Below are 24,557 nucleotides of genomic sequence, written 5' to 3' on the forward strand. Positions count from 1 at the left end.
CTTATTCAACCGGAAGCAATGTCGTGACGGAAAAACCGGCCGTGCCGTCAAAAATAACGGTTCCGCGCAGGACGGCCGACCGTTCTTCCATACCGAGCATGCCGAGGCCTTTTTTAAAGCGGACGGCGCCGTTTCCGTTATCTTTCACTTCCGCTTTCACGGCTTTATTCAGCACATGGATATCAATGAAAATCTGCGTGGCATCGGCGTATTTCATTGCATTGGTCAAGGCTTCGGTTACGTTTTCCTGAATGACTCTCCAATGCATTTGCGTCAGCCTGTCCAAATCGCCTTGATGCGTAAACGGAACCGGCATCCCGTTTTTGGCCGAAAATTCATCAATAAACGTTCTTAATCTGTGAATGCCCATTTGTTCAGCGGGCGGTTTCATATTTTTCAGCGTAATGCGGATATCCTCTATGCCCTCTTTGGAAATGGTAATGGCGTTTTGGAGCAGTTCAGCCGCTTTGTCCGGATGGGAGCCGAGCATCCGTTTCGCCGCTTCCATCTGAATGAGCGCGCCTGTCATGGAATGGCCGATTTTGTCATGGATGGCTTGGGACAATCTGTTTCTTTCTTCGAGTTTGCCGGTATACTCCGATTGTTTGATATATTCTGTGCTGCTGTGCAGCTGTTTCGTCAGTTTTTCAATGCTTGAGCGCATGCTGTCTGACTGCTCTTCATATTTTTTCAGCCGATTGCTGGACCGGGCGGCCAAAACGAATATCGCCAAGCAGAACAAGGTCATGATGATATAAGTCGGAAGGTCGCCGTACGGGATAAATAAAAACGGCAAAAACACGAGCAGGCAGAACACATAGCGGTGAACCGGATATTCGGCAAGAACGGCAAAAATGGCGGGCGGTAAAAGAAATAGAAACGCCGGATGGCCTAAGGCGGAAAGCCAGGCGGTCAATGCCAGCGCCAGCAGGGTGATCCCGCGCCTCCAAGCGGGCGGCCTGATCATGCAGACCCCAATGCCCAAAGACAGATAAAGCAGCAGAAACAAGACGGCGTACGGTGTGTAAAGGCGGTCTGCCGATACGAACAAAAAAGCCGTATAAAAAATGGCGATCAGTCTGCTCATCAGCATCCAAAAATCCATACCGTTCAACGCCCGTTATCCACCTTCCCGGTGATATAATAAATCGCGATCTGCGTTCTGTGCTCAAGCCCCGTTTTCCCTAAAATAGAGGAAATATAATTGGCCGTCGTCCCTTCAGAAATGAAAAGCTGTTTTGAAATTTCCCTGTTCGAGAATCCTTTCGCAATAAGCGACATGATGCTGAGCTCTCTTTCAGTAAACTGGCTTTCATCAATCTGATGCGCGGCTTCCGCCGGCCGGGAAAGGCTGTCTTTTATTTTATCCAGTACGGTGTCCTGAAGAATGCTGTGCCCGTTGAAGACGCTTTTGATCGCATCGCGGATCCGTTCCGGTTCGGTATTTTTTAATAAATATCCTTTCGCGCCGTTTTTAATCGCTTCTAAAATATACTCATCGTCGTCAAATGTCGTCAGGATCATCGGCTTCGTATCCGTTTCCTCCGCGATCCGTTTTGCGGCTTCGACACCGTTCATCACCGGCATGCGGACGTCCAACAAGGCGATATCGACGGGATTGTGTTTACAATACTCTGCCGCCTCGAGTCCGTTTTCCAACGTTGCCGATACAGTAAATTCCTCATATGTATGCAAAATGATTTTCATTCCTTCTCTGATGAAAGAATTATCATCCGCGATAATGACATTAATCTTCATGGCCGCACCCTTTGTGTGTTTTTTGTTTCATTATATACCATCCGAATTTAAATCAAAAAGCCTCCCGGCGAAAGGTGCGCGGAAGGCGGAGCGGTCAAGCGGGTTTTTTCAATTGGATGAAAAACAGCATCAGAAAAGAAATGATCACAATACAGATCACCCACACCCAGGCGAGTGTTTCATTGCCGGAGTCCATCGCGACGTAAATCGCTGTCGGCAGCGTTTGGGTGACGCCGGGAATATTTCCCGCAAACATTAAAGTCGCCCCGAATTCACCTAGCGCCCTTGCAATACTGAGAATGCTTCCGGTCAAGAGGGAGGGAAAGGCAAGCGGGACGGAAATACGGGTGAACACCTGCCACCTGCCGGCTCCGTCTACTTTCGCCGCTCCCTCGATGTCGGCATCAACCGCGGCGAAGCCCGTTTTAGCGGACTGATACATAAGCGGGAAGGCGACAATGGCCGAAGCGATCACCGCGGCCGACCACGTGAAAATGACGGGCTGGTGAAAAATCCGCTCAATCGCCCGGCCGAAAAAGCTGTGTTTTCCGAAAATGATAATGAGAATGAACCCGACAACGGTAGGCGGAAGAACGAGCGGGAGCATAAACAGCGTCTCCACAGCCGTTTTTCCGGGAAATCGCGCTTTCGCCATCCAGGCGCCGGCAAGCGTTCCGAGAATGATGACGGCGAAGCCCGACGCCAAAGCCACCTGAAACGACAGTACGACTGGGGTGAAAAACTCCGAAGCCGTAATGTTACTTGGCAGTAAATCCATATTTCTTAAACACTTTCATCGCTTCATCCGACTGCAGATACTGATAAAACGCTTCTGCTTCTTTACGGTGCTTTGTATCCTTGACAATGCCGAGCGGATATACGATCGGATCGTGCGTTTTCGCCGGCGCTTCATCGGTGATTTTCACCTTTTTCGAAATCAGCGCGTCTGTTTTATAGACAAGCCCTGCATCGACATTTCCGGTTTCAACATAAGACAGCACCTGGCGCACGTCTTTTGCATAGACGACTTTATCTTTTACCTTGTCCCACAGGGATAATGCCGTCAATGATTGTTTGGCGTATTGTCCGGCCGGAACGGATTCAGGTGTGCCGAGCGCGATTTTTTCCGTGCTGTCTTTTTTCAGGTCATTCAGGTGTGTCAGGTGTGCGCTGTTTTTCTCAGGCACGATCATGACGAGATCATTTTTCAAAAGATCCGTGCTGTCCTTTTTATCGATATCTCCGTCATGAACGAGCTTTTCGAATTTATCTTCGGCTGCCGAGAAGAATAAATCAGCTCCCGCGCCTTGTGAAATTTGTTTTTGCAATGTGCCTGATGATCCGAAGTTGTCTTGAATGGTTACGTTTGAATGTGATTTTTCGTAGTTGGTCTGGATTTCTTCAAGTGCATCCTGAGCGCTGGCTGCCGCAGAAACGGTGAGCGTGACTTTTTCGTTTTGTCCGCCTTTGGACGATTGTCCGGAAGAGCAGCCCGCAGTTGCGAGGAAAACGGCCATAGCCGCAGTTGTGAGTAGTGTCGCTTTCTTTTTCAACATTGTGCACCCCTTATAGCTAAATATCATTAGATCAAACTAATTATAACGCAATTGTACGTGATGGTGCGGTTTTTTTTCAATATCTGAACAGTTATAATAAAAACGGAGCGTGATAATATGACAGAAGCCACTTCCTATACAATAGAAGAAGTTGCGGGCCTTTTGAAGGTCTCCAAACTGACAGTATATGATTTGATAAAAAAAGGACTCATTCCGGCGTACAGGGTCGGAAGACAGATGAGGGTCGATGAAGAGGACTTAAAACAATATAAAGCAAACATGAGAATGTCAAAAAAGCCATCCGCAGCAGAAGGGCCTGACCCGTCCCGCGGGCGGGAGCCGGAAAAAAGGCAGTCCGTTATCATCAGCGGGCAGGATGTGTCGATGGACCTCCTCAGCAAACAGCTGGAACAAACAATACAGGCGGCTCCGCTCCGCAAGTACAGCGGCAGTTTGAACAGCCTGATCGAGATGTACCGCGGGGCTTGTGACATCGTCAGTCTGCATTTGTACGATGGGGAGACGGGGCAGTATAACATCCCGTATGTGAAGCGCATTCTTTCAGGGGAGCCGTTTGCGCTTTTTCATGTCGTACTTCGTCAGGCCGGATTATATGTGAAAAAGGGCAATCCGCTGAACATTCAGGGCTTTCAGGATTTGAGCCGAAAGGATGTCCGTATCGTCAATCGCGAAAAAGGATCAGGCGCGAGGGTCCTGCTGGATGAACAGCTCAGATCATTCAGCATTACGCCGAATGATGTCGCCGGATATCATGACATTGTCATGGATCATCTGTCAGCGGCTTCACAAGTATCAAGCGGAAAGGCGGATATCGGAGTCGGGTCGCAGCATGCGGCGCATATGGCAGGCACGGACTTTATCCCGGTGATCAGTGAACAGTACGATGTGGTTGTGTTAAAACAAAACCGGGAGCTTGTTCAAAGCGTGCAGGACATCCTCAATTCTGAGGAATTCAAGTCTCAGCTTTCTCAATTATCCGGATATGATACGAAAATGACCGGACGGCTCATATATGAAACATGAAAAATCCCTCCTATATGGAGGGATTTTTTTTTTGCTTATAAAACCGCAGCAGGTCGCCGTTTAATATTTTATCGGAAAGCATCAGCTCTTGTTCAGCTTTTTCTTTCTCATCGCTGCACGCGCTCATGTCAGAAAGCGGTTCGCCCGTTTTACGGCTGTAACACGTATTTTTCGTATAAATATGATCATCCGTGATAAAGCTGCCGTTTCTCAGCACCGCAAACGGGGTCCGCTCTCCGGAAAACAGATCATTGCCGAACTGAATGCTGCCTTTCGTTTCAATGCCGAGCAGGTGAAGCAGCGTCGGCCTTACATCAACCTGTCCCGCGGCGGAAGCAATCGTTTCCGGCTCACGGTCGGTCACCCCGGGAATATGAATGATAAACGGCACGCGCTGAAGCTGAACCGTATCAAACGGAGTGATTTCCTCTTTCCCTAAGAATTCGGCAAGTCCTTGATTATGGGCTTCGGATATACCGTAATGATCTCCCATCAGGACGATCATCGCGTTGTCATACAGTCCTTCTTTTTTCAGCTTCTTGAAAAAGTGTTTCAGGGCCTCATCTTCATAGCGGACCGTCGTCACATAGCGGTTTAATAACTCGCTGCTTGTGTCCGGTTCTTCAATGAGCTGATCCTGTTTTTCAATTTCAAAAGGAAAATGGTTGGTCAAAGTCAGCAGGCTCGCGTAAAACGGCTGCGGAAGCTTCTTTAATTTTTCCGCTGACTGTTCGAGAAATTCCTTATCCTTCAGGCCCCAGCCTGTTGAATTTTCCTGCGTCACCTTAAATTCATCCGCGTCGAAAAAACGGTCAATTCCGAATGCCCCGTACATCTCATCCCGGTTCCAAAAGGCCTTATGATTGGCATGCAGAACGGCTGAATAGTATTGACGGTCTTTTAACATATGGTACATCGTATTGAACCGGTGGCCGCTTTTTGTAAAAAAAACGGCGCCGCTTGAAGACGGATACAGCGAATTCGCAGTAATGAATTCTGAATCTGAGGTTTTTCCCTGTTCAGTCTGCTGATAAAAATGAGTGAAGTCATAACTTTTTTCCCGCAGTTTATTTAAAAACGGGGTAATCTCCCGTCCGTTGACCCGCTCATCCATTACAAAACGCTGTGTTGATTCGAGTGTAACAAAAATCACATTGCGTCCCTTGGCGAGCCCGAATTTTGAATCGGACGGCCTGCTGTAGTCGGCTTGAGTGTAATTTGCGACCGCCGCAAGGCTGTCTTCATCGGCAAACGCTTTAGCCCCTGCATTCAGCGTCTGCGAAATGGTGTCATACAAATGAAAGTGGAACAGGCCGATTCCTTTTACGAGCGCTTCACGATCAAAAGGGTGCTTGAACAGCTTCGGCTGCTCGGCCTCAGACAGTGCAAGGTTGCACAGCATGAGGCCGGCTGATGCCCACGCATACGCTTTAACGGTACGGGCGCCCGCTTTTCCTTTACCAGCTTTATGCCTTTTACCAAGATAAAACAAAACCGCAATATCCAAAAATAAAGCGATGTAAAGCGGGTGAAACAGCTCTTGGACGCTGCTTCCCATATCACCCATATTGCTCGCCTGAAACAAAACCGGTATGGTGATAAAATCGATATAAAACCCGTAAAACACCGTATTCGCGATTAAAATTCCCGTCAGCACCACATTCGCCGCAAGCAGAAAGATCCGCTGTTTTTTTTCTGTCAGCAGCAGGGCGATGCCGAACAGCGGCACAATGAAGCTCAGCGGATTAATGAGAAGCAGACATTCCTCAAGAACCGAATTGTTCTGCAGATCAAAACCGAGCTTATAAACGGCATAGGTTTTCATCCACATGAACAGGATGGACAGGCATAAAAACCGATGATTGCTGAAAAAGGTTTTCTTCATATGTATGACTCCTCACCCTAAAAGCGAAAAGACGCTTTTTGTTTAAGAGATGCGGCCGTGAACCAGTTCGTATAAATAATAGCAGGATACAATCGTTAAGCCGGCCAGCACAAGCTGCTCCGAAAAGCTCCCCGTTCTCATATAAAGGGGAAGACGGAAGCGGATGGCGGACGGAAACAGCAGTTTAATGCCGTTGACGGTCCATGCGTCAAGCACAAGATGGCTCGCCATTCCGATCATCAGTCCGGCGGAAATGCTCGGATTCGGAATATAGGATGCCGTAATGAAAAACATAATAAGCATAAACAGCAGGCTGTGTGTAAACGTTCTGTGGCCGAACACCGTGCTTACGATTTTGGACAGAACGGGCAGCGTTCTGCCGATTTTGCTTTTCGTATGGCATATGTCGGGAATCAGCGCCCCGAGGGCACCCGCTGAGGTCATAAGGACCGGATCATACCCGTAATAATACGCAATTGCGGAACAAGAAGCGATGCCTCCCATGATGTGTGTTTTTCCTGTCATTTTTCGCTTCTCCTTTTTATTTTTGCCAAAATCCCCTGAATTACAAATATATCAAGAGAATGCATGTTTGATCAACAAACTTTACCTGTTCCGCCAAAAGGAAGGAGACGCGGATTCCGCATATTCTGCCGCGGAAAAAGACACATTATAGGTGTACCTATATTTGATAAAGAGGTGATACAGATGGCTTTCTTTAACAAAGAAAAAGGAAAAAACAGCGATAAAAACAAAAATGTCATTCAAGGCGCGCTTGAAGACGCCGGTGCAGCTCTGAAAGACGATCCGCTTCAAGAAGCTGTTCAAAAGAAAAAAAACAACCGCTGACCATATAAGACGGGTAGGGCGAACGCTCTATCCGTTTTCCATCTAATTTTTCCCTTTGACAGATCTTTTTATCTCTGATAACCTCTGAGTAGAATTGAATGATAAAAATCCTCACTCTTTCTCGGTGAGGTAGAGGTTGCGCTTGATGATGAGTCGCACATGCCAGGCTGATAGGGGCCGCAAAACATGTGTTAAAGGCATCAGCGCCGAAGTGTAAAGAAAGCCGATCCTTCTTTATGCTGGGACTGTATCTGAATAAGTGCAGGACTGCCGCGTGCTTTTTCGCGGAGGGCTATCCGGAGATCAAGGGTGTGTGTGTTTCTTTAAGCATGGACTTTTGTTCAGGCTTTTTTTGCGTGTAAATATGATCTCGGGGTCTGGTCCGTACGAATGAACAACCAGGAGGTACAGGAATGGAACAGACGAAAAAATGGGGTTTTTGGTTATTAACGGCGTTTGTCGTAGGAAATATGGTAGGCTCGGGCATCTTTTCGCTTCCGAGTTCGCTCGCAAAAATCGCGAGCCCGTTCGGCGCCACATCGGCATGGCTTTTAACGGGAGCCGGTGTGTTAATGATCGCGCTGGTCTTCGGCCACTTATCCATCCGCAAGCCTGAGCTGACGGCGGGGCCGCAAAGCTATGCGCGTGCGCTGTTCAGCGATCGGAAAAAAGGGAATGCAGCGGGCTTCACGATGGTGTGGGGCTACTGGGTGGCGAGCTGGATCAGCAACGTGGCGATCATCACGAGCCTTGCCGGATATTTAACATCATTTTTCCCGATTTTAACGGATAAGCGTGAAATGTTTTCGATCGGCGGTCAGGCGGTTACGCTCGGCCAGCTGCTGACGTTTGCCGTATGTACGGTTTTATTATGGGGCACTCACACGATTCTCGTCACCAGCATTAACGGTGCGAGTAAATTAAATTTCGTCACGACGTTTTCAAAAGTATTAGGATTTATTTTCTTTATCATTGCAGGTTTATTTGTGTTTCAAACGTCGTTTTTCGATCATTTTTATTTTCCGGTTCAAACAGGTCCTCACACAGTTGAGGGAATCGGCGGGCAGATCCACAATGCGGCGATTTCAACATTATGGGCGTTCGTCGGAATTGAATCGGCAGTCATCTTATCCGGGCGCGCCCGTTCGCAGCGCGATGTGAAACGCGCCACTATTACCGGATTATTGATCGCGCTTGGCATCTATATCATCGTAACATTGATTACGATGGGCGTGCTTCCGCATGGTAAGCTTGTCGGCTCGGAAAAACCGTTTGTTGACGTATTGTACGCGATCGTCGGCAATGCGGGAAGCGTCATCATGGCGATTCTGGCGATTTTGTGTCTGTTCGGAACGATGCTCGGCTGGATTCTTCTCGGCTCTGAAGTTCCGTATCAAGCGGCGAAATCAGGAGACTTTCCGGCTGCTTTTGCAAAAACGAATAAACAGGGAAGCCCGGTTGTGTCGTTAATCGTAACGAACGTGATGTCACAGATCTTTATCTTTTCAGTTATTTCCCGGACGATCAGTGACGCATTTACGTTTTTAACGACGGCGGCGACGCTCGCTTATCTGATTCCGTATCTCGTATCAGCGTTTTACAGCCTGAAGCTCATTTTTACGGGTGAAACGTATGACGAGATAAAGGGTTCAAGAGTAAGAGACGGTATCATCGCCATCCTTGCCTGCATTTATTCTTTTTACGTCATTATTACCGGAACGGCCGATTTAACGACCTTTATTCTCGGTATCGGGCTGTTCTTCGTCGGTTTGCTGTTATATCCTTTCGTCTCAAAGAAATTTGCAAACAACAGACAATCGGTATGACAAAAAGACATCTCACGTCTGTGAGATGTCTTTTTTGTTTGCGGCGGCGGGTTACGTTTTGACGGCGTGTATATAATGAATGGTCTCGAATGCGGTTAAATGGTCAGTGCGTCCGCTGAAAAAACGGTCAAGTGTAAAGCGTAATAAAAAGCCGCTGTGACAGCGGCTTCGGGGTTACTTCGTTAAGCTTTTTGTGATGTAGTCGAGCTGGCCTTCAAGTGAGATCGGGTCTGAGAAATAGAAGCCGATCGGATCAATGTGATAGACATGGTTTTGTTTGACGGCATCGAGGTTCTTCCAGATTGAGCTGTCAAGCACGCCTTTGTCGTCACCGCCGGCCTGCCATGGCCCCATAAAGATGTAGTCTCCCGCGAAGTCAGGCAGTTTCTCGAGTGAAATGCTGGCGTAGCCCGGCCCTTGATTAATGGCTTTTTCCTGCGTCAGTTTTGTGGCCTTCAGCCCGAGTTTGTCATAAATGATGCTTCCGCCGCGGCCGAAGTCTTTACCGAATACATAGATGTCTTTTCCGTTTGTCTGCATGATGGAGATGGTTTTTGAGCCGACCGCTTTTTGAACCTTTGTTTTAGCGGCAGCGGTTTTCTTATCCCATTCAGCCAGCCATTTGTCTGCTTTATCTTCAGTGCCTGTCATTTTCGCAAACTCTTTGAATTGATCAATGTTGCTGAGCTTGTCATATTTAATGGCGATTGTCGGCGCGATTTTTTCCAGTTTTTCAATATCGGCGCCTTGTGTCGTCCAGACAACGATTAAATCCGGCTTTAAGTCAATGATTTTTTCAACGGACGTGCCGTCGCCGATGTTTGTCACACCTTTTGTTTTCCCTTTGTAATAAGGGTTTTTAAATACGTTTTGCGGCGCGCCGACAACATTGATGCCGAGCTGTTTGAAGTCGCCGTAGTAGCCGTCAGCCATGACGACGACCCGTTTCGGGTGCTTCGGAATTTTAATATTGCCGTTTTCGGCTTTATACGTGATGGTTTCTTCTTTTTCAGAAGAACCTTTCGTGTCTGAAGAATTGCCGCATGCGGCCAAAGCGGCGATGAGCAGCATGGTAATCAGCGCTGCGCCGATTTTCTTGTATGTATGGAACATCTGACATTCCTTCTTTCATAAAAATTAGTGATAAAGAGAATCATTATCAGTGTGATTATATCACTGCTTTCATAGAGAAGCACGCTCTTTTTTAAGAAAAACTTTCTTTTTTTATATGAAATTAGGTCTATTAAAAGAGAAGATAAAAGTGCTATACTGAAACAAGTCATTGATAATCATTATCATTACCATTCTTGTTTTGAGAAAGGAAGAACGAGTGTTGGGTCTATTGAAAAAGAAACAGACAATGACGGCTCAAGGGGCATCAGGGAGTGAAATCCAGTGGACGGCGCGTTCATTCCGGGCGGCTGTGCTGCTGTGTGCCGGTATTGCGGTTTTATTGATCGGCGCGGCTCTGTCTGTTTCCATCGGAGCTGCCGATATTCATCTGCGGACGGTGTGGGATGCTCTCTTTCACTTTCAGCCGCAAAATACATCTCATCAAATCATACGCGATCTGAGGCTGCCGAGAACCGCCGCCGCCGCGCTCGTCGGGGCTTTTTTAGCTGTGTCCGGGGCGATTATGCAGGGGCTGACGCGGAACCCGCTTGCTGAGCCTTCCATTATGGGCGTGACGTCGGGGTCAGGATTTGCGATCGCATTGGCATTTGCTTTTTTTCCGGGACTGTCTGCGGCGGGACTTGTTTTGTGGTCCTTTGCGGGAGCGGGAATCGGAGCGCTTATTGTGTTTGGCATCGGCCTGTTTTCAAAAGGCGGGCTGACACCGGTGAAGCTCGCGCTGGCCGGTACGGCAGTCGGCTATTTCTTAACGGGGCTTTCAAGCGCGATTGCGATCCGTTTTGATGTCGCCCAGGATGTGAAGTTCTGGTACGCCGGAGGAGTCGCTTCCGTGAAATGGGAAGGCGTGCAGCTGCTGTTGGCGGTCGGGGTTATCGGACTTTTGCTGGCATTTCTGATTGCGCGCTCAGTAACGGTGCTGAGCTTGGGTGAGGAGCTGGCCAAAGGGCTCGGGCAGTACACATCGCTTGTGAAAGTAATCGGAATGTTTGTCGTTGTCCTCTTGACGGGGGCTTCAGTCTCAGTCGCCGGAGCCATTTCTTTTATCGGCTTGGTGATTCCGCATATCACCCGATTTTTAGTCGGGGTAGATTACAGGTGGATCATTCCCTGTTCGGCGGTATTCGGCGCCGTTCTGTTAGTCTTCAGTGATATTGCCGCAAGACTCGTCAATGCGCCGTTTGAAACACCGGTCGGCGCTTTAACCGCCCTTATCGGCGTTCCCTTTTTCTTTTATTTGGCGCGCAGGGAAAGGAGAGGGCTGTAATGAATGTAAAATCGAAAAAACCGCTGGCGGTCATGGCCGTTACGTTTTTGCTCATATGCATCGTCTTTTTTATCAGTTTAAACATGGGTGTGATCCGGATTGCGCCTCTTGATACGCTACGTGTCTTTTTCGGACAGGGGGATGCCCGGGATCAGCTCGTTTTATTTGAATTCAGACTGCCTCGCATGGTGCTGTCATTGCTGGTCGGCGCCGGAATCGCGGTTTCAGGCGCGATTTTTCAAAGCGTGTCTCAAAATGACTTGGCGGAGCCGGGCATTCTCGGTATTAACGCCGGGGCGTCTTTGGCGGTCGTTTTGTTTATCTTCTTTTTCCAAGGATCAGCTGTTGATTTAAGCATGGCCAGTACATGGCTGCTTCCGGTGAGCGCTTTGGCGGGGGCTTTTCTGGCTGCGCTGCTCATCTATGTGCTGGCTTGGAAAAAAGGCGTTTCACCTGTCCGGCTCGTTTTGGTCGGGATCGGCGTCAATGCGGGGTTTAATGCGCTTCTCTTGATTTTTCAGCTGAAAATGGACCCGCGGGATTTCATGCAGGCGCTTGTATGGATTTCCGGTTCGATTTGGAACGCCAATTGGAAAATGGTGCTGTCCATTTTGCCGTGGCTGCTGGTTCTTTTACCGTTCAGCCTCTATAAAGCCAGGTATTTAAATGTGCTCCAGCTCGGTGATCAGCTGGCGGCGGGGCTTGGCACCCGGGTTGAAAAGGAGCGGCGCGTTCTGCTGATGTGCGCCGTTGCCCTGACCGCGTCATGTGTTGCGGCAGCCGGCGGAATCGCTTTTCTCGGACTCATTGCGCCGCATTTGGCCAGAAGGCTTACCGGCCCGCGCCACCAGACGCTTATCCCGGTTTCGGCTTTAATCGGAGCATTTTTATTTCTGCTTGCCGATACGCTGGCGAGAAATGTGCTTGCACCGTCCGAAGTTCCCGTCGGCCTGGTGATTTCCGTGCTCGGAGCGCCGTATTTTGTATATTTGCTGATGAAAACGAAATAGAGGAAGGAGACTGCCGCGATGAACTCATTATCGGCGGAACAGCTTACTGTCGGTTATGGCGACCGTTTGATAGCGAAAGAATTGGATATCGCCATACCGAAAGGAAAAATTACAACGCTGATCGGTCCGAACGGCTGCGGAAAATCGACGGTTCTTAAAACGATGTCAAGAATCATGAAACCGAAATCCGGCGCCGTCTATTTAAACGGACAGGCGATCATGCAAAAATCCACGAAAGACATCGCCAAGGAAATGGCAATTCTTCCGCAGACGCCTGAAGCGCCGAGCGGGCTGACGGTGTACGAACTTGTTTCTTACGGCAGGTTTCCGCATCAGTCCGGAATGGGCCGTTTGAGTGATAAAGACCGTGACATGATCAAATGGGCGCTTGAAGAGACGGGGATGGCCGAATTTTACGACCGGCCGATCGAAGCGCTTTCCGGGGGGCAGCGGCAGCGTGTGTGGATCGCCATGGCGCTCGCTCAAGAAACGGAGCTGCTGCTTCTTGATGAACCGACCACTTATTTAGATCTCGCCCATCAGCTTGAAATTTTGCAGCTGCTGGACAAATTAAACAAGGAGCAGGGCCGCACCATCTTAATGGTCATTCATGATCTGAACCATGCCGCCCGTTTTTCCCATTACATGGTCGCCCTGAAAAAAGGGCGCGTCATCAAGGAAGGAACGGCGGAGGAAGTCATGACTCCCGGTATATTGGAAGACGTGTTTCAGATTGACGCACAGATTGTAAAAGATCCGCGCACGAACAAACCGGTCTGCTTAACCTACGATTTAATCCGGCATGAAAACGCAACGGTATGATGAAAAAAAACGCAGAGCCATTCCGGCCTGCGTTTTTTTATTGCGCCCGGGGCTGCTTTTGTCCGGAGACGCATTTATCCAAAACGAAAAAAACCCCCGCCACAATCAGCTCCTCCGTCGTTGACAGCCAAATCTTTTCAATCAGTTTATCCGTCGTATACGCGGTCATCCAGAGGAACAGCAGCTGAACGGTGCTGGCTAAAAGGAGAAAAGGCAGCCTGCCCGTCCCAAAAAAGGTAAAGCTATGTATCATCAGCCGCTCAAGCGGTTCAAAACATAAACCGAGAAAAATAAAAAGCACGGAAAAAAGCAGGACGTACGCCATCGATCCGTAGCTCGTCCCGGCTAATGAAAATACAGCCATCATCACGATAAAATACCCGAATAATACGGCAGCGGCTGCCAGGGCATACCGGAGCACCTGAAGAAAAAACATTTTCGTCCCGTTTTGATTGATCATCTGTTCAGCTCCTTTTCACACAGAGGAGACTTGCAGAGACGGAACTCTGCAAGTCGATGTATCTTCAGCATTTCTTTTTGACGACAGGGTGTTTCTCTTTCGAAAGAATATCCGTAAAGTCTTTGCCCAGATCCAGATGCTGCTGGACGAATTTCTCAGGAAGCATGGCAAGCCATTGGTTCAGGGACACATCGGCATAGTGGTCATCCTTGAAGATTTCCAGGAAGACGAGCGGCTCATCTCCCAAATTCTCCACATAGTGGCCCATTGCGAACGGAACGTAACCGACATCCCCGGCCTGATAGTTAAATGTTCTCGCATGGCCGTCCGATGCAAAAACCGTCATCCGTCCTTTACCGGAAATATAATACTGCCATTCATGCGTGTTCGGATGCCAGTGAAGCTCTCTCATTGCGCCCGGTTCGACCACGACAAGCGCTGAAGCGATCGTTTTGGACACTTTAAAGTTTGTGGAATCCGCGATATATACTTTGCCGCCGTCCGTCTCAGCGGTCGGGCCTTCATCCAGCAGGCGGTATGTGAACGGGTAAGGCACTTCGCCGTTCGGTCCTTCCACAATGTCATCTTTCAGCTTGCCGGGAACAGGCTCTTCAAAGATGTATTTTTCTTTCCCGGGCAGGCCGGCGAGGTCTTTTTCTGAAACACCGAAATTGTTGGCGATGACATCAAGCGGCGTGTGGGCAAGCCAGTCAGTTAATTGGAATGTGCTGTTTTCTGAGAAGGAACCGTCATCAAAAACCAGGAGGAATTCACAGCCTTCTTTCAGCGCCTGAATGGAGTGCGGCAGGCCTGACGGGAAGTACCACAGATCTCCTTCCTTCACGTCATCGATAAAACTGCGTCCCTGTTCATCAACAATCGTGACCCGCGCTTTGCCCGTCAGCATATATGCCCATTCCGCTTCTTTATGCCAGTGCAGCTCACGGATGGCGCCCGGTTTTAAACGCATGTTGACAGATGCCAGATTTTCAGAAATCGGCAGCTCGCGAACGGTCACCTCACGCGCGTATCCGCCCTTTTCCAGCCGGTTGTGCACATCTGAGAAAGAGAATTTCATATTATCCACTGTGCCGTGATCCGTTTCCGGCGGCGTCAGCATATCCGGATTTTGGCGGTCTCTTTCAAGGTTGCGCGGAATCGTGACGGTCGCCCCTTTGTCTCCTCTGATCGGCTGCGGGATATTGCAGTTGTTTTCTTTTGACATGTAAATCGTCTCCTCTCAAGCTTTGTTTTTTCAGAAAGAGAATGTGAAAGGCCTTTCGTTTTCCCTTCTGCTTTGTTAAGTGATGCGTTCCGATGAAAAGTCAACTTGCTGTGAAAATTAATTTTTCATTTTCTGATCTTTCAGTTCCGTCATCAGTTCGATCAGGGCGTCAAACTTCTTCTCAAACCGTGTGAGAAGATACATGGCAATCAGAGCCGGAAAGCCGAGATTGCCGATCTGTCTGACCGTTTCTTCTATAAAAACCTGATCCATTATCAGCCACCTCCTGACTTGACCTGCAGTCATGTATATAAGTGAAAGAAAGAGCGGCTCCTGTAAACCTGATATCCCGGTTGAGGGTCTTTTTTTTTGTTCCGGCAAATCCGGGACATAAGGAGTGCGGAATCTTAGTCGGAAAGGAGTAGTTTACTTTTTTTTGCTTTCTTTCATTTAATTTAAATAGGGGGCGGTTTTATGGACTATCAAGTTCTTTTACGGTCAAAATGCAAGGAAATTATGAAACATCCGATCGTTAAACATTTTTTAAGTGACCCAAAGCATTACGAGAAATTTAAAAATGTGCTGGAACATTCAGACGAGAAGGATGCAAAATCATTGGACGACCATTTTAAGCAGTTTTATAAGGAAATCCGGATCATCAAATATATGAACTCTATGATCCGGATTTTCTCCATCGATTTTGACAAACGCATCCGTAAAAATCAGAAGCGCTATCCGCTGACGGTGGATCAGCCGGAGGGAGGTGAAGCGCTTCCCTATGAAATGGGAAAAGACGCGTATGAAGAGTTTCTGCGGAAGCAGGGGGATTTGAGCCAGCATGTCCAAAACCGTGATTTATACGAAGCGCTTCAGACGTTAACCGATAAACAAAAAAGCGTGCTGACGAATATTTATCTTCACGGAGCGACGATGAAGGAAATTGCCGAGTCGCTGGGTGAATCACGGCAGAACATTTCTAATATTCATAAAAAAGGGCTCGATAATCTCAGAAAGCAGCTGGACAAGCAAAAAAAGGGGGAAAATAAGCAGTGAACGGGCCATTTGACTTCAACAAAGAGAACACAGATACCGACGAAATGGAACTTTTGATTTCGCGTTTTTCGCCAATGATAAAAAAAAAACTGAGCAATACATCATACCAGGAAAGAGAAGATCTTGAACAAGAATTGAAGATTAAAATAGTTGAAAAAGCGGACATGCTGTTATGCCAGGAAGTACCGGGTTTTTGGGAATTTATTCTTCATCTTATAAATGAAAGCTCCTGACAAAAGCGGCGGGATGATTGATATTCCGCTCTGACAACGTGAGAAAAACGAGAAGAGATGTACGTCTCGTTTTTCTTTTCTGTTTCCCCGCAAGACCTCCGCACTAAAAAGGTACCAAATCTTATCCATATAATGATATGATGAAAAAAACAAAGAGAAAGGAACGTCCAAGGTGGAAAATGCGTCAATTTTAATTGTAGACGATGAGAAGGCGATCGTTGATATGGTCAAACGCGTTCTCGTCAAAGAAGGCTATCACAACATTAAGACAGCCGGAAGCGCTGAGGAAGCGATCGAGTTTGTTAAACATGAAACCGCGGATCTGCTCGTGCTGGATGTGATGATGGAAGGCATGTCCGGTTTTGAAGCATGCACCGAAATCCGGAACTATACCGACGCTCCGATCTTTTTTCTGACTGCCCGTTCTTCTGATGCGGATAAGCTGTCAGGATTTGCATTGGGAGCTGACGATTATATAACAAAGCCGTTTAATCCGCTCGAATTGGCGGCGCGGATCAGGGCGACGTTAAAGAGAACCTATAAGCGCGAAGAGAAAACGGCGTTAAAGACGTATTCATACAGCCATTTTTCCTATTCGCCGCAAAACGCCGAGCTGATCGTCGGGGGCGAGCCCGTCAGCTGCTCCGCACAGCTTCTGCAATTGCTTCAATATTTCTGTGAACACCCTGATGTGGTGCTCTCAAAAGATCAGATCTATGAAAAAGTATGGGGATATCCGTCTTACGGCGACAACAACACCGTCATGGTGCATATCCGCAAACTCAGAGAAAAGATTGAAAAAGACCCCAGCAATCCGTCTTATATTGTAACGGTGCGCGGCCTCGGCTATCGGTTTATTCCCGATCAAGGAGAAAAAGGAACCCGGTCATGAGAATGCGCGGAAAATTTCTGCTCCACTTTTTCGGTCAGCTGCTGCTTGTCATCCTGCTGATGTCCGTTTTGGCCGTCGCTTCTTTCTTCTATTTGGATTGGCGTTTCAGCGAAGCGGAAGCCAATGCGGGACTGACCAAAGCGACGGCAGACTCGTTTGAAGCGTGGCTTGATAAAAATGAAGACGGCACATGGGATGTCGATGAATTTTTAAAGATGTCGGTCAGAAAGCAGAAGGGCTGGCTGCAGATCATTAATGACAATGAAAAAACGGACTACGCCTACAGAGTGCCGAAAGACGTCCCGAGCCATTACAGCAGAAAAGACCTCTTATCCATTTATCAGTACCGGAATTTTGACAACTACAAGCTGAATTACTGGACGGTCACGATAAATGATGAGACCTATTTGATTCTGTTCGGCTGGAAATCCGCCAGTGAGCAGCTTCTCACTTACATCGAATCACAGGAGCCATCCCTCGCTTCCCTTTCTCAATATAAAAAAAGCACGGTTGATTATATTAAACGGGAAAAAGGGGCGGTCTACCTTCTCGAAGACAGCGGCAGACTGCTCGGGGATATCAACAGCACGAAAAAAGAACGGAACACCGTCAATGAGCTTGAATTACTGAAATACAGTTCCAAGCCGTGGAATTACAAACGGGAAATTTCTTTTAAAAGACTCGATAAAACGAAATGGATGGTTGCATCGGTGCCGAACCCCGTGTACATCCCCGATCACGAGTTTAACAAATCATTTTTGAGAAATGTGATGAAAACCCTCTTTCTCTTGATCGGAATCTTAGTATTTATGATCTGCATCCTGACCATCTGGTACTCTTTCCGTTTCGGCTGGCCGCTGTTTCATACCATCAAATGGCTCGTCAATTTATCAAAGGGCCGGCTTGAAGAGCCGAAGAACCGCAAAGGACAGCCGGTCAGCAAAAACAAAAAAGGCAAAACAAAACAGCCGTTCCGCTTTTTCGCCGAGATTTTCGAATCGATGGATCAGCTGACCGACACGCTGAAGCGGGATAAGAAAAACAGAGAAAAAATCCAGGCGACAAGGGAAGAATGGATCGCCGGGCTGAGCCATGACTTAAAAACCCCGCTGAGCACGATTTACGGCTACAGCATGATGCTTGAATCGAAGCAATACGATTGGACCCCCGAAGAAGTCAAAGAGATGGGGCAGATCGTCCGGGAAAAATCAGAATATATGTCCAAGCTGATTGAGGACTTAAACTTAACATACCGCCTCAAAAACGCGGCCCTCCCGATCGAACGGCGGCTGATCAACGTCGTGCCGTTTATCAGAAACGTCACGAACGATTTCACGAAAAACACGTTCTCGGAAGGCTATGACATCGCCTTTGAAACCAAAAAGGAAGACATTCTTTTCGCCATTGATGAAGCGTGGTTCCGCCGTGTTCTGGAGAATCTGCTGGCAAACGCGGTTAAGCATAATAAGAAAGGGACCGCCATTCGGGTCGTGCTTGAGGAATCAGCCGAACAGCTCATTCTGAAAGTGAAAGATAACGGAAGAGGAATGGACGACGAAACGATTCACCAGCTGTTTAACCGTTATTACCGGGGAACGAATACGAAAGGCCCGTCAGAAGGAACGGGACTCGGACTCGCCATTGCCAAGGAGCTGGTACACCTTCATAACGGAACCATCCATGTCAACAGCAGAATCAGCGCCGGAACGGTGATCACGATTCTTTTTAAAAAAGATTAAGTTTGGACGCCGCTTTGTCGGGAATAACAATAGAAGACTGACAAGCAAAAGAGGTGTTCACATATGGAAGCAGCATTACGAGCAGATACGAGAGCAGTTATCGGAGAAGGCCCTTTATGGGACAAGGATAAGGAATGCCTGTACTGGGTGGATATACTGGGCAGCCAGCTCCATATCTTCACTCCGGCTGACGGAATCAACCGTTCCGTTAAATTCAAATCATTTGTCACGGCTCTGGCCTTGTATTCAAAGGAAGAGCTGGTGATGACGATGAAAGATGGGTTTTACCTGTACAATCTTCGGGAAGATACATTGACGAAGATGAAGCAGCCGAGAGACATGCGGGAAGATATCCGTTTCAATGACGCAAAATGCGACCCGTCCGGCAGATTATGGGCGGGAACGACGAGCATGGAAGGCAAAGAAGAGGAGGCTTCGCTGTACCGTCTGAATACGGACGGCAGCCTTGCCAAAATAAAAGACCAGGTCTCCACCTCGAACGGTTTGGATTGGGATCGGGACCGAAACCTGATGTACTATATCGATACTCCGACGCAGGAAATCGTCTGTTATTCATATGATCCTGAAACCGGAGCCGTATCAGATCCGAAAACGGTCTACCGCTTTCCGGAGTCGCAAGGATCTCCCGACGGAATGACCATTGACCGTGACGGAATGCTGTGGGTGGCTCTGTTCGGAGGCGGCCGTGCCGTCCGGATTGACCCGTTTTTGCATAAGGAAATTGCATCTATCGAAGTTCCGGCGAAATACGTCACCTGCTGTGCGTTCGGGGGCAGAGACTTGAACACGTTATACATTACGACCGCGACGGAAAAATTGACGGAAGCCGAAAGACTTGAGCAGCCGCATGCGGGCGGCCTGTTTTCAGCAGAGCTTGAGACGGGCGGCTGGGAGCCGGTTCCGTTTGCAGGCATGATGTAAAAAAAAGCCCTGGCATATGGGGAAGTTCCCATTGTGCTGGGCTTTTTTGTGTTAAATGGAGCGGATGATGCCGCCTTCAACCCGCTGTGCGGTGCCATTAATGGCAGAAGCCGCTGATGAAGCGAGAAATACAATCGTATTGGCGACTTCTTCCGGGGTTGCATAGCGCTGAATCAAAGATGTCGGCTCATTCACTTTAAAATAATCCCGGACGAAGCTGTCCGTGTCTTCTCCGGCAGCCTTTGCGGCTCCTTCCATGTAAGAAGCGACGCCTTCGGTCCATGTCGGTCCCGGCAGCACGGAGTTGACCGTGACATTTGTGCCTTTCGTCATTTCAGCCATTCCCCGGGACAAGCTGATTAACGCCGTTTTCGTCATTGAATAAGGAATCATTTGCGCAAGCGGTTTGACTCCGGCTTCACTGGAGATGTTCAGAATCCGTCCGCTGTTTCTTTCGAGCATTTGCGGCAGAAAACGCCGGCACAGGCGCACGGCGCTCATAACATTCACTTCAAAATACCGAGTCCATTCGTCATCAGACACCTCAGCGAAGTCCTTTACTTCAAAAAAGCCGAGGTTATTGACGAGAATATCGACTTCCCCGATTCCGCCGGCGCGCTTGATCAAGTCATCCGCCTCATCCTGACGCGATAAATCCGCAGCGATGCCGTGAACCGTTCCGTAAGCGGAAAGCTCCTCAACCGTCCGTTCCACAGTTTCTTTTTTTCTTCCGTTTACAATCACCTCGGCGCCTTCGGCTAAAAAGCTTTTTGCCGCGGCTTTTCCGATGCCTGAAGTCGATCCTGTAATCAACACGAGCTTTCGTTCAAGCTGTAATTCCATGATAATCCTCCTTTTTACGCCAATGTGTAACAGTATACATGATGAATTTTAGTGTGTACGAACAATTTGCTTTCATGCAAAAAGGCCGGATATACAAGCCTTAAAGACTTATAGTATAATTACTGCGAAAAAAGGATACGAATGTCAAAGAGACAATCGTTTACCATAATCAGGGGGAGTTAAAAGAATGAAGAAGATCACTGCCGTCTGGGCGGCGCTCTTGGTCACCGCCTTTGTGATCGCCGGCTGTTCCGGCGCACAGGAAGAAGGAAGCGCGGCCAAACAAAAAGCCGTCTCAACCGAAGCATTCCCGGTAACCATTAAGGATGCCGTGAACGAAAAAGTAACCATAAAGCAGGCACCGGAAAAAATCGTTTCCCTCATGCCGAGCAATACGGAAATTACATACGCGCTCGGACTGGGAGATAAGGTCGCAGGCGTTACGACAAATGATACATATCCGAAAGAAGCGGTAAAAAAACCGAAAGTCGGAGATATGAATGTGAACGCTGAAAAAGTCATCGCGCTGAAGCCGGATCTCGTGCTTGCCCACGCGTCCTCTATGTCCGCTTCCGCCGATGCGATGAAGCAACTGAAAGATGCGGGCATCACCGTCTTAACGGTCAATGATGCGCAATCGTTCCAAGACGTATACAAATCTATCAGCATGATCGGAAAAGCGGCCGGCAAAGAAAAGCAGGCGGATAAGCTGATCAAATCGATGAAATCCGACCTTTCCGGCATAGAAAAGAAAGCGGCGGCCATTTCTGAAAAAGACGAAAAGAAAGTATTCGTCGAAGTGTCTCCTGACGGCTACACGACGGGGAAAGGCACGTTTATGAACGAAATGCTTAAAGATATACACGCGAAAAACGCTGCCGGCAGCCAGACCGGCTGGGTGCAATTGACGGATGAAGCGATTGTCAAAATGAATCCCGACGTCATCATTACGACAGACGGCGTAAAGGCCGCTGAAGTGGAAAAACGCGCCGGCTGGGGTGCCGTCAATGCGGTCAAACACCACAATGTCTATTCTGTTGATCCCGACCTTGTCACACGCTCAGGCCCGCGCCTTGTCAAAGGGGTCGAGAAGCTTGCAGAAAGCGTTTATCCTGAAACGTTTAAAAAGTAACCGCCCGCTGGCCTACACGGTCAGCCTGCTGTTTTTAGCCGTTTGTACGGCACTCGGCATTTCAATCGGCAGTCTGCATATTCCTTTATCCGACGTTTTTTGGATCGGGATCGGCCGGACATCCTCTGTTGATCCCATGAATGTAAATATTATGATGAATATCCGTTTGCCGAGAGTCGTTCTGGCCGCTCTTGTCGGAGCTGCGTTATCCATTGCCGGGGCGGCGTTTCAGGGACTTCTGAAAAATCCGCTCGCCGACCCTTATACACTCGGGGTATCTTCGGGAGCCTCGGCGGGAGCCGTTATCACCTTGTTTTTCGGCATTCAGATTCCCGTCATCGGCCGGTTCACACTACCGGTTGTCAGCATCGCCGCAGCGATTGCGGTCATGGCGGCGGTTCTGTTTTTCAGCCGCCTCGTTCATGCGTCGATGTCGGTTTCGACGCTCATTTTGACAGGCATCATCATGAATTCTTTTCTCGGGGCTCTCATTTCGCTTGTGATCGCTTTAACGGGAAATGATCTGCTCCCGATTGTCCACTGGCTGTTAGGAAGCGTGTCAATGAGGGGCTGGGGCTATGTCGCGCTGTTTCTGCCTTTTTTTCTGGCCGGGACGGCGCTTCTGCTTATCAATGGCAAAGAATTAAACATTATGACTTATGGAGAAGAAAAGGCAAGGCTGTTAGGCGTCAGTACGGGAAAAAGAAAACTGCTGATGATCGCCGCCGGATCTCTGCTGACGGGAGGAGCGGTTGCCGTCTCGGGGACGATCGGATTTGTCGGCCTTGTCATTCCCCACGTGACACGGCTTTTATGGGGAACGGATCATCGCCATTTACTGCCGCTGTCAGCATTGACGGGCGCCGGGTTTCTCATTTTGGCGGATTTGATTTCCCGCACCGTCATTGAGCCTGTCGAATTGCCGATCGGCATTATGACGGCTTTGGCGGGAGCGCCTGTGTTTGCCTTGATTCTGCTTCGCCAGCATCATGGAGGGAAACGCTTATGATCAGGGTGAGCAGCCTGTCCGGCGGGTACGGAGGCCGGATGATTGTGGAAGATGTCAGCTTTACCGCCGGAAAAGGTGAATTTGTCGGCATACTCGGTCCGAACGGCTCGGGAAAAACAACGCTGATGAAATTGCTGACGGGAATGCTCTCTCCGTCAAAAGGCGAGGTGCTCGCAGCAGGCAGGCCCGTCGGCGGATACAAGCCGCGGGAGCTTGCGAAAATCATGGCCGTTTTGCCGCAGCATACGGAGCAAGCTTTTACATTTACCGTTAAGGAAACGGTGTCCTTCGGCAGATACCCGTATCAAAAAGGACTCTTCAGACAGATGGATCAACATGACGAAGACATTGTCCGGGAAGCGATGGAAATGACGGGCATCGACCGATATGCGCAGCAATCGGTCCGCAATCTGAGCGGAGGGGAGCGGCAGCGCGTCTATCTGGCGCAGGCACTGGCTCAGCAGCCTGAGGTGCTCTGTCTGGATGAGCCGACGACCTTTCTTGATCTCAAATATCAGAAAGACCTGCTTGATACGGTAAAGCGGCTGACGAGAGAAAGAGGCCTGACGGTCATCAGTATTTTTCACGACCTCAACGCAGCAAGCCAATATTGTGATCAGCTCCTGATGATGAAAGACGGACGCGCTATTCCGAAGCAGACGCCGGATCAGGCTTTAAAAAAAGAGACGATTGAAGACATTTACGGCATCACCGTCAGCGCTGTTGCCCAGCAATCGTCGCCGAAACCGCTGATCTCTTTTATGCCGGAAGCGCGGGAGGAAGGAGAGCCCGCCGGCGTTCCGTTCGCCTCTCTGATAAACAAAAGCGGAAATACCGTAACGCTTCATACAGAACGGCCGTTCAGAATGCTGTCAACCGCATCTGACGGCCCGGGCTTTTCGTGGAGCCGCCGGCTTTCCGGCTCGGCGGCAGCTGGTTTGATCTGCCGTACGTTTGATTCGGTTACGATAGCCGTGACTGCGCAGTATACCGTTTGGGTGCTGATCAGCGGACATTTATCGGAACAGGGATTTGTTCGGCTGTTAACGGCAGCGGCTGAAGCGAGAATGCAGGCCCTTTCCGGCAGACAGGCAAAAGGCGACATTGTCATTTGTGCCTTGCAGACAGGAGAGGCGATGGACGTCCCTCACGCGGAAAGAGCCGTCAGAAGAGGAACCGCTGCATGTGTAAAAGCGGCGGAAGAAGGAGGAATACAACGATGAAGCTGTATACAAAAACCGGCGATAAAGGACAGACAAGCCTGATGGGCGGCAGAACGGATAAAGACAGTCTGCGGGTTGAAAGCTACGGGACGATCGATGAGCTGAACAGCTTTATCGGGCTTGCGCTTGCGGAGCTTGATGATTGTGAGAATTGCGGTGATGTGAAAGCCGAACTTCGAAACATTCAGCATGAGCTGTTTGACTGCGGCGGCGACTTGGCGACGGTCACTGAACATAGAAGCTATACATTAAGAGAGACATCGATTTCCGCATTGGAAGACTGCATAGACCGTTACACGGCTGAAGCGCCCTCGCTTGAGAAATTTATTCTTCCGGGCGGGCATAAGGCGGCTGCTCAGCTTCACATCGCGCGGACTGTCACGAGACGGGCTGAGCGTCTCGTCGTGAAACTGGGTAAAACAGAAGAGATAAACGATACGGTGATGCGTTACTTGAACCGCCTGTCTGATTATTTTTTCGCGGCGGCAAGAGCGGTTAACGCAAGACAGGGCGTTCAGGACATAGAATATGAAAGAAGCGCCGCGGTATTCCGTGATGATGAATAACGTTTTGTTCAGCCGGCAGCTGCAAGCCGGCTGTTTTTTTATAGAGATATCCATCAATTGAACCTTTATTGACAGAAGGAAAATGTATCTTA

General features: G+C 48.9%; 26 protein-coding genes and 1 riboswitch. Of the genes, 15 read left to right on the plus strand and 11 right to left on the minus strand.

Going from position 1 to position 24,557, the window contains the following annotated elements; all coding sequences use genetic code 11:
- Position 1: 1 nt before the first annotated feature.
- The 4 genes from ACWHAR_RS13605 to modA form a co-directional block, all read right to left on the minus strand.
- Positions 2-1,105, minus strand: a complete 1,104-nt coding sequence (locus tag ACWHAR_RS13605; protein ID WP_032876975.1) for a sensor histidine kinase — start codon at positions 1,103-1,105, stop codon at positions 2-4.
- A gap of 5 nt (positions 1,106-1,110) precedes the next feature.
- On the minus strand, positions 1,111-1,758 hold the full coding sequence (locus ACWHAR_RS13610) for a response regulator transcription factor (protein WP_007613734.1): 648 nt from the start codon (positions 1,756-1,758) through the stop codon (positions 1,111-1,113).
- Between the two features lie 94 nt (positions 1,759-1,852).
- Entirely contained in the window at positions 1,853-2,536 is a 684-nt protein-coding gene (modB, locus tag ACWHAR_RS13615) for a molybdate ABC transporter permease subunit (protein WP_032876534.1), read from the minus strand.
- Entirely contained in the window at positions 2,517-3,314 is a 798-nt protein-coding gene (gene modA / locus ACWHAR_RS13620) for a molybdate ABC transporter substrate-binding protein (RefSeq protein WP_031378355.1), read from the minus strand. Before modA ends, modB begins: the two co-directional genes overlap by 20 nt.
- A gap of 117 nt (positions 3,315-3,431) precedes the next feature.
- Here modA and ACWHAR_RS13625 point away from each other — a divergent pair, with 117 nt between their 5' ends.
- Entirely contained in the window at positions 3,432-4,358 is a 927-nt protein-coding gene (locus ACWHAR_RS13625) for a substrate-binding domain-containing protein (RefSeq protein WP_032876537.1), read from the plus strand.
- A gap of 10 nt (positions 4,359-4,368) precedes the next feature.
- Here ACWHAR_RS13625 and ACWHAR_RS13630 read toward each other — a convergent pair whose 3' ends face one another.
- Together ACWHAR_RS13630 and ACWHAR_RS13635 are read right to left on the minus strand one after the other, a co-directional pair.
- Positions 4,369-6,243, minus strand: coding sequence for an LTA synthase family protein (locus ACWHAR_RS13630; protein WP_032876539.1), 1,875 nt, complete (start codon positions 6,241-6,243; stop codon positions 4,369-4,371).
- Positions 6,244-6,285: 42 nt separating this feature from the next.
- Complete coding sequence (locus ACWHAR_RS13635) at positions 6,286-6,768, minus strand: metal-dependent hydrolase (protein ID WP_032876542.1); 483 nt, start codon at positions 6,766-6,768, stop codon at positions 6,286-6,288.
- Between the two features lie 183 nt (positions 6,769-6,951).
- Between ACWHAR_RS13635 and sspJ the strand changes: the two genes are divergently transcribed.
- Together sspJ and ACWHAR_RS13645 are read left to right on the plus strand one after the other, a co-directional pair.
- A complete protein-coding gene (gene sspJ, locus ACWHAR_RS13640; protein ID WP_007410034.1) occupies positions 6,952-7,092 on the plus strand; it encodes a small acid-soluble spore protein SspJ in 141 nt (46 codons plus the stop codon).
- A 122-nt stretch (positions 7,093-7,214) separates the two neighbouring features.
- A riboswitch (Lysine riboswitch) is annotated at positions 7,215-7,395 on the plus strand.
- A 110-nt stretch (positions 7,396-7,505) separates the two neighbouring features.
- On the plus strand, positions 7,506-8,918 hold the full coding sequence (locus ACWHAR_RS13645; protein WP_007613722.1) for an amino acid permease: 1,413 nt from the start codon (positions 7,506-7,508) through the stop codon (positions 8,916-8,918).
- Positions 8,919-9,092: 174 nt separating this feature from the next.
- On the opposite strand, the gene ACWHAR_RS13650 is transcribed toward ACWHAR_RS13645, so the two are convergent.
- Positions 9,093-10,031, minus strand: a complete 939-nt coding sequence (locus tag ACWHAR_RS13650; protein WP_032876544.1) for an iron-hydroxamate ABC transporter substrate-binding protein — start codon at positions 10,029-10,031, stop codon at positions 9,093-9,095.
- A 247-nt stretch (positions 10,032-10,278) separates the two neighbouring features.
- Here ACWHAR_RS13650 and ACWHAR_RS13655 point away from each other — a divergent pair, with 247 nt between their 5' ends.
- Genes ACWHAR_RS13655 through ACWHAR_RS13665 form a run of 3 tightly spaced genes read left to right on the plus strand, consistent with a single transcriptional unit; the run spans position 10,279 to position 13,148 of the window.
- Positions 10,279-11,316 carry a FecCD family ABC transporter permease gene (locus ACWHAR_RS13655; RefSeq protein WP_029973587.1) on the plus strand — a complete coding sequence of 346 codons (1,038 nt, stop codon included), beginning with the start codon at positions 10,279-10,281 and terminating at the stop codon, positions 11,314-11,316.
- A complete protein-coding gene (locus tag ACWHAR_RS13660) occupies positions 11,316-12,326 on the plus strand; it encodes a FecCD family ABC transporter permease (RefSeq protein ID WP_032876546.1) in 1,011 nt (336 codons plus the stop codon). Before ACWHAR_RS13655 ends, ACWHAR_RS13660 begins: the two co-directional genes overlap by 1 nt.
- 18 nt (positions 12,327-12,344) lie before the next feature.
- Positions 12,345-13,148 carry an ABC transporter ATP-binding protein gene (locus tag ACWHAR_RS13665; protein ID WP_032876548.1) on the plus strand — a complete coding sequence of 268 codons (804 nt, stop codon included), beginning with the start codon at positions 12,345-12,347 and terminating at the stop codon, positions 13,146-13,148.
- 37 nt (positions 13,149-13,185) lie between these two features.
- On the opposite strand, the gene ACWHAR_RS13670 is transcribed toward ACWHAR_RS13665, so the two are convergent.
- From ACWHAR_RS13670 to ACWHAR_RS13680, 3 genes are all read right to left on the minus strand, one after another.
- The gene (locus ACWHAR_RS13670) at positions 13,186-13,608 is read right to left on the minus strand and encodes a YrvL family regulatory protein (RefSeq protein ID WP_032876551.1); all 423 of its coding nucleotides are present in this window, start codon (positions 13,606-13,608) and stop codon (positions 13,186-13,188) included.
- A 64-nt stretch (positions 13,609-13,672) separates the two neighbouring features.
- Entirely contained in the window at positions 13,673-14,833 is a 1,161-nt protein-coding gene (locus tag ACWHAR_RS13675; protein WP_007613711.1) for an oxalate decarboxylase family bicupin, read from the minus strand.
- Positions 14,834-14,950: 117 nt separating this feature from the next.
- Positions 14,951-15,106 (minus strand): YvrJ family protein, encoded by a 156-nt coding sequence (locus ACWHAR_RS13680; RefSeq protein ID WP_014418860.1) that lies wholly within the window; start codon positions 15,104-15,106, stop codon positions 14,951-14,953.
- A 243-nt stretch (positions 15,107-15,349) separates the two neighbouring features.
- On the opposite strand from ACWHAR_RS13680, the gene ACWHAR_RS13685 reads away from it, so the two are divergent.
- The 5 genes from ACWHAR_RS13685 (at position 15,350) to ACWHAR_RS13705 (ending at position 19,692) form a co-directional block, all read left to right on the plus strand.
- A complete protein-coding gene (locus ACWHAR_RS13685) occupies positions 15,350-15,886 on the plus strand; it encodes a sigma-70 family RNA polymerase sigma factor (protein WP_087920805.1) in 537 nt (178 codons plus the stop codon).
- Complete coding sequence (rsoA, locus tag ACWHAR_RS13690; protein WP_003151778.1) at positions 15,883-16,119, plus strand: sigma-O factor regulator RsoA; 237 nt, start codon at positions 15,883-15,885, stop codon at positions 16,117-16,119. Before ACWHAR_RS13685 ends, rsoA begins: the two co-directional genes overlap by 4 nt.
- A gap of 172 nt (positions 16,120-16,291) precedes the next feature.
- Positions 16,292-17,011, plus strand: a complete 720-nt coding sequence (locus ACWHAR_RS13695) for a response regulator transcription factor (protein ID WP_032876557.1) — start codon at positions 16,292-16,294, stop codon at positions 17,009-17,011.
- Entirely contained in the window at positions 17,008-18,750 is a 1,743-nt protein-coding gene (locus ACWHAR_RS13700) for a HAMP domain-containing sensor histidine kinase (protein WP_007613700.1), read from the plus strand. Before ACWHAR_RS13695 ends, ACWHAR_RS13700 begins: the two co-directional genes overlap by 4 nt.
- Positions 18,751-18,813: 63 nt before the next feature.
- Positions 18,814-19,692 carry an SMP-30/gluconolactonase/LRE family protein gene (locus tag ACWHAR_RS13705; protein ID WP_022553757.1) on the plus strand — a complete coding sequence of 293 codons (879 nt, stop codon included), beginning with the start codon at positions 18,814-18,816 and terminating at the stop codon, positions 19,690-19,692.
- Positions 19,693-19,743: 51 nt separating this feature from the next.
- Here the strand turns inward: ACWHAR_RS13705 and ACWHAR_RS13710 are convergent, their stop codons facing one another.
- Entirely contained in the window at positions 19,744-20,535 is a 792-nt protein-coding gene (locus ACWHAR_RS13710) for an SDR family NAD(P)-dependent oxidoreductase (RefSeq protein WP_003151783.1), read from the minus strand.
- Positions 20,536-20,722: 187 nt separating this feature from the next.
- On the opposite strand from ACWHAR_RS13710, the gene ACWHAR_RS13715 reads away from it, so the two are divergent.
- The 4 genes from ACWHAR_RS13715 to ACWHAR_RS13730 are packed head-to-tail and all read left to right on the plus strand — an operon-like array spanning position 20,723 to position 24,465.
- Positions 20,723-21,667, plus strand: coding sequence for an ABC transporter substrate-binding protein (locus ACWHAR_RS13715; protein WP_032876560.1), 945 nt, complete (start codon positions 20,723-20,725; stop codon positions 21,665-21,667).
- Positions 21,630-22,676, plus strand: coding sequence for a FecCD family ABC transporter permease (locus ACWHAR_RS13720; RefSeq protein WP_032876563.1), 1,047 nt, complete (start codon positions 21,630-21,632; stop codon positions 22,674-22,676). The genes ACWHAR_RS13715 and ACWHAR_RS13720 overlap by 38 nt, the downstream gene beginning before the upstream one ends.
- Complete coding sequence (locus ACWHAR_RS13725) at positions 22,673-23,899, plus strand: ABC transporter ATP-binding protein (RefSeq protein WP_032876566.1); 1,227 nt, start codon at positions 22,673-22,675, stop codon at positions 23,897-23,899. The genes ACWHAR_RS13720 and ACWHAR_RS13725 overlap by 4 nt, the downstream gene beginning before the upstream one ends.
- Positions 23,896-24,465, plus strand: coding sequence for a cob(I)yrinic acid a,c-diamide adenosyltransferase (locus tag ACWHAR_RS13730; protein ID WP_032876568.1), 570 nt, complete (start codon positions 23,896-23,898; stop codon positions 24,463-24,465). The genes ACWHAR_RS13725 and ACWHAR_RS13730 overlap by 4 nt, the downstream gene beginning before the upstream one ends.
- Positions 24,466-24,557: the final 92 nt, after the last annotated feature.

This window comes from Bacillus sp. LR--39, assembly GCF_053613335.1.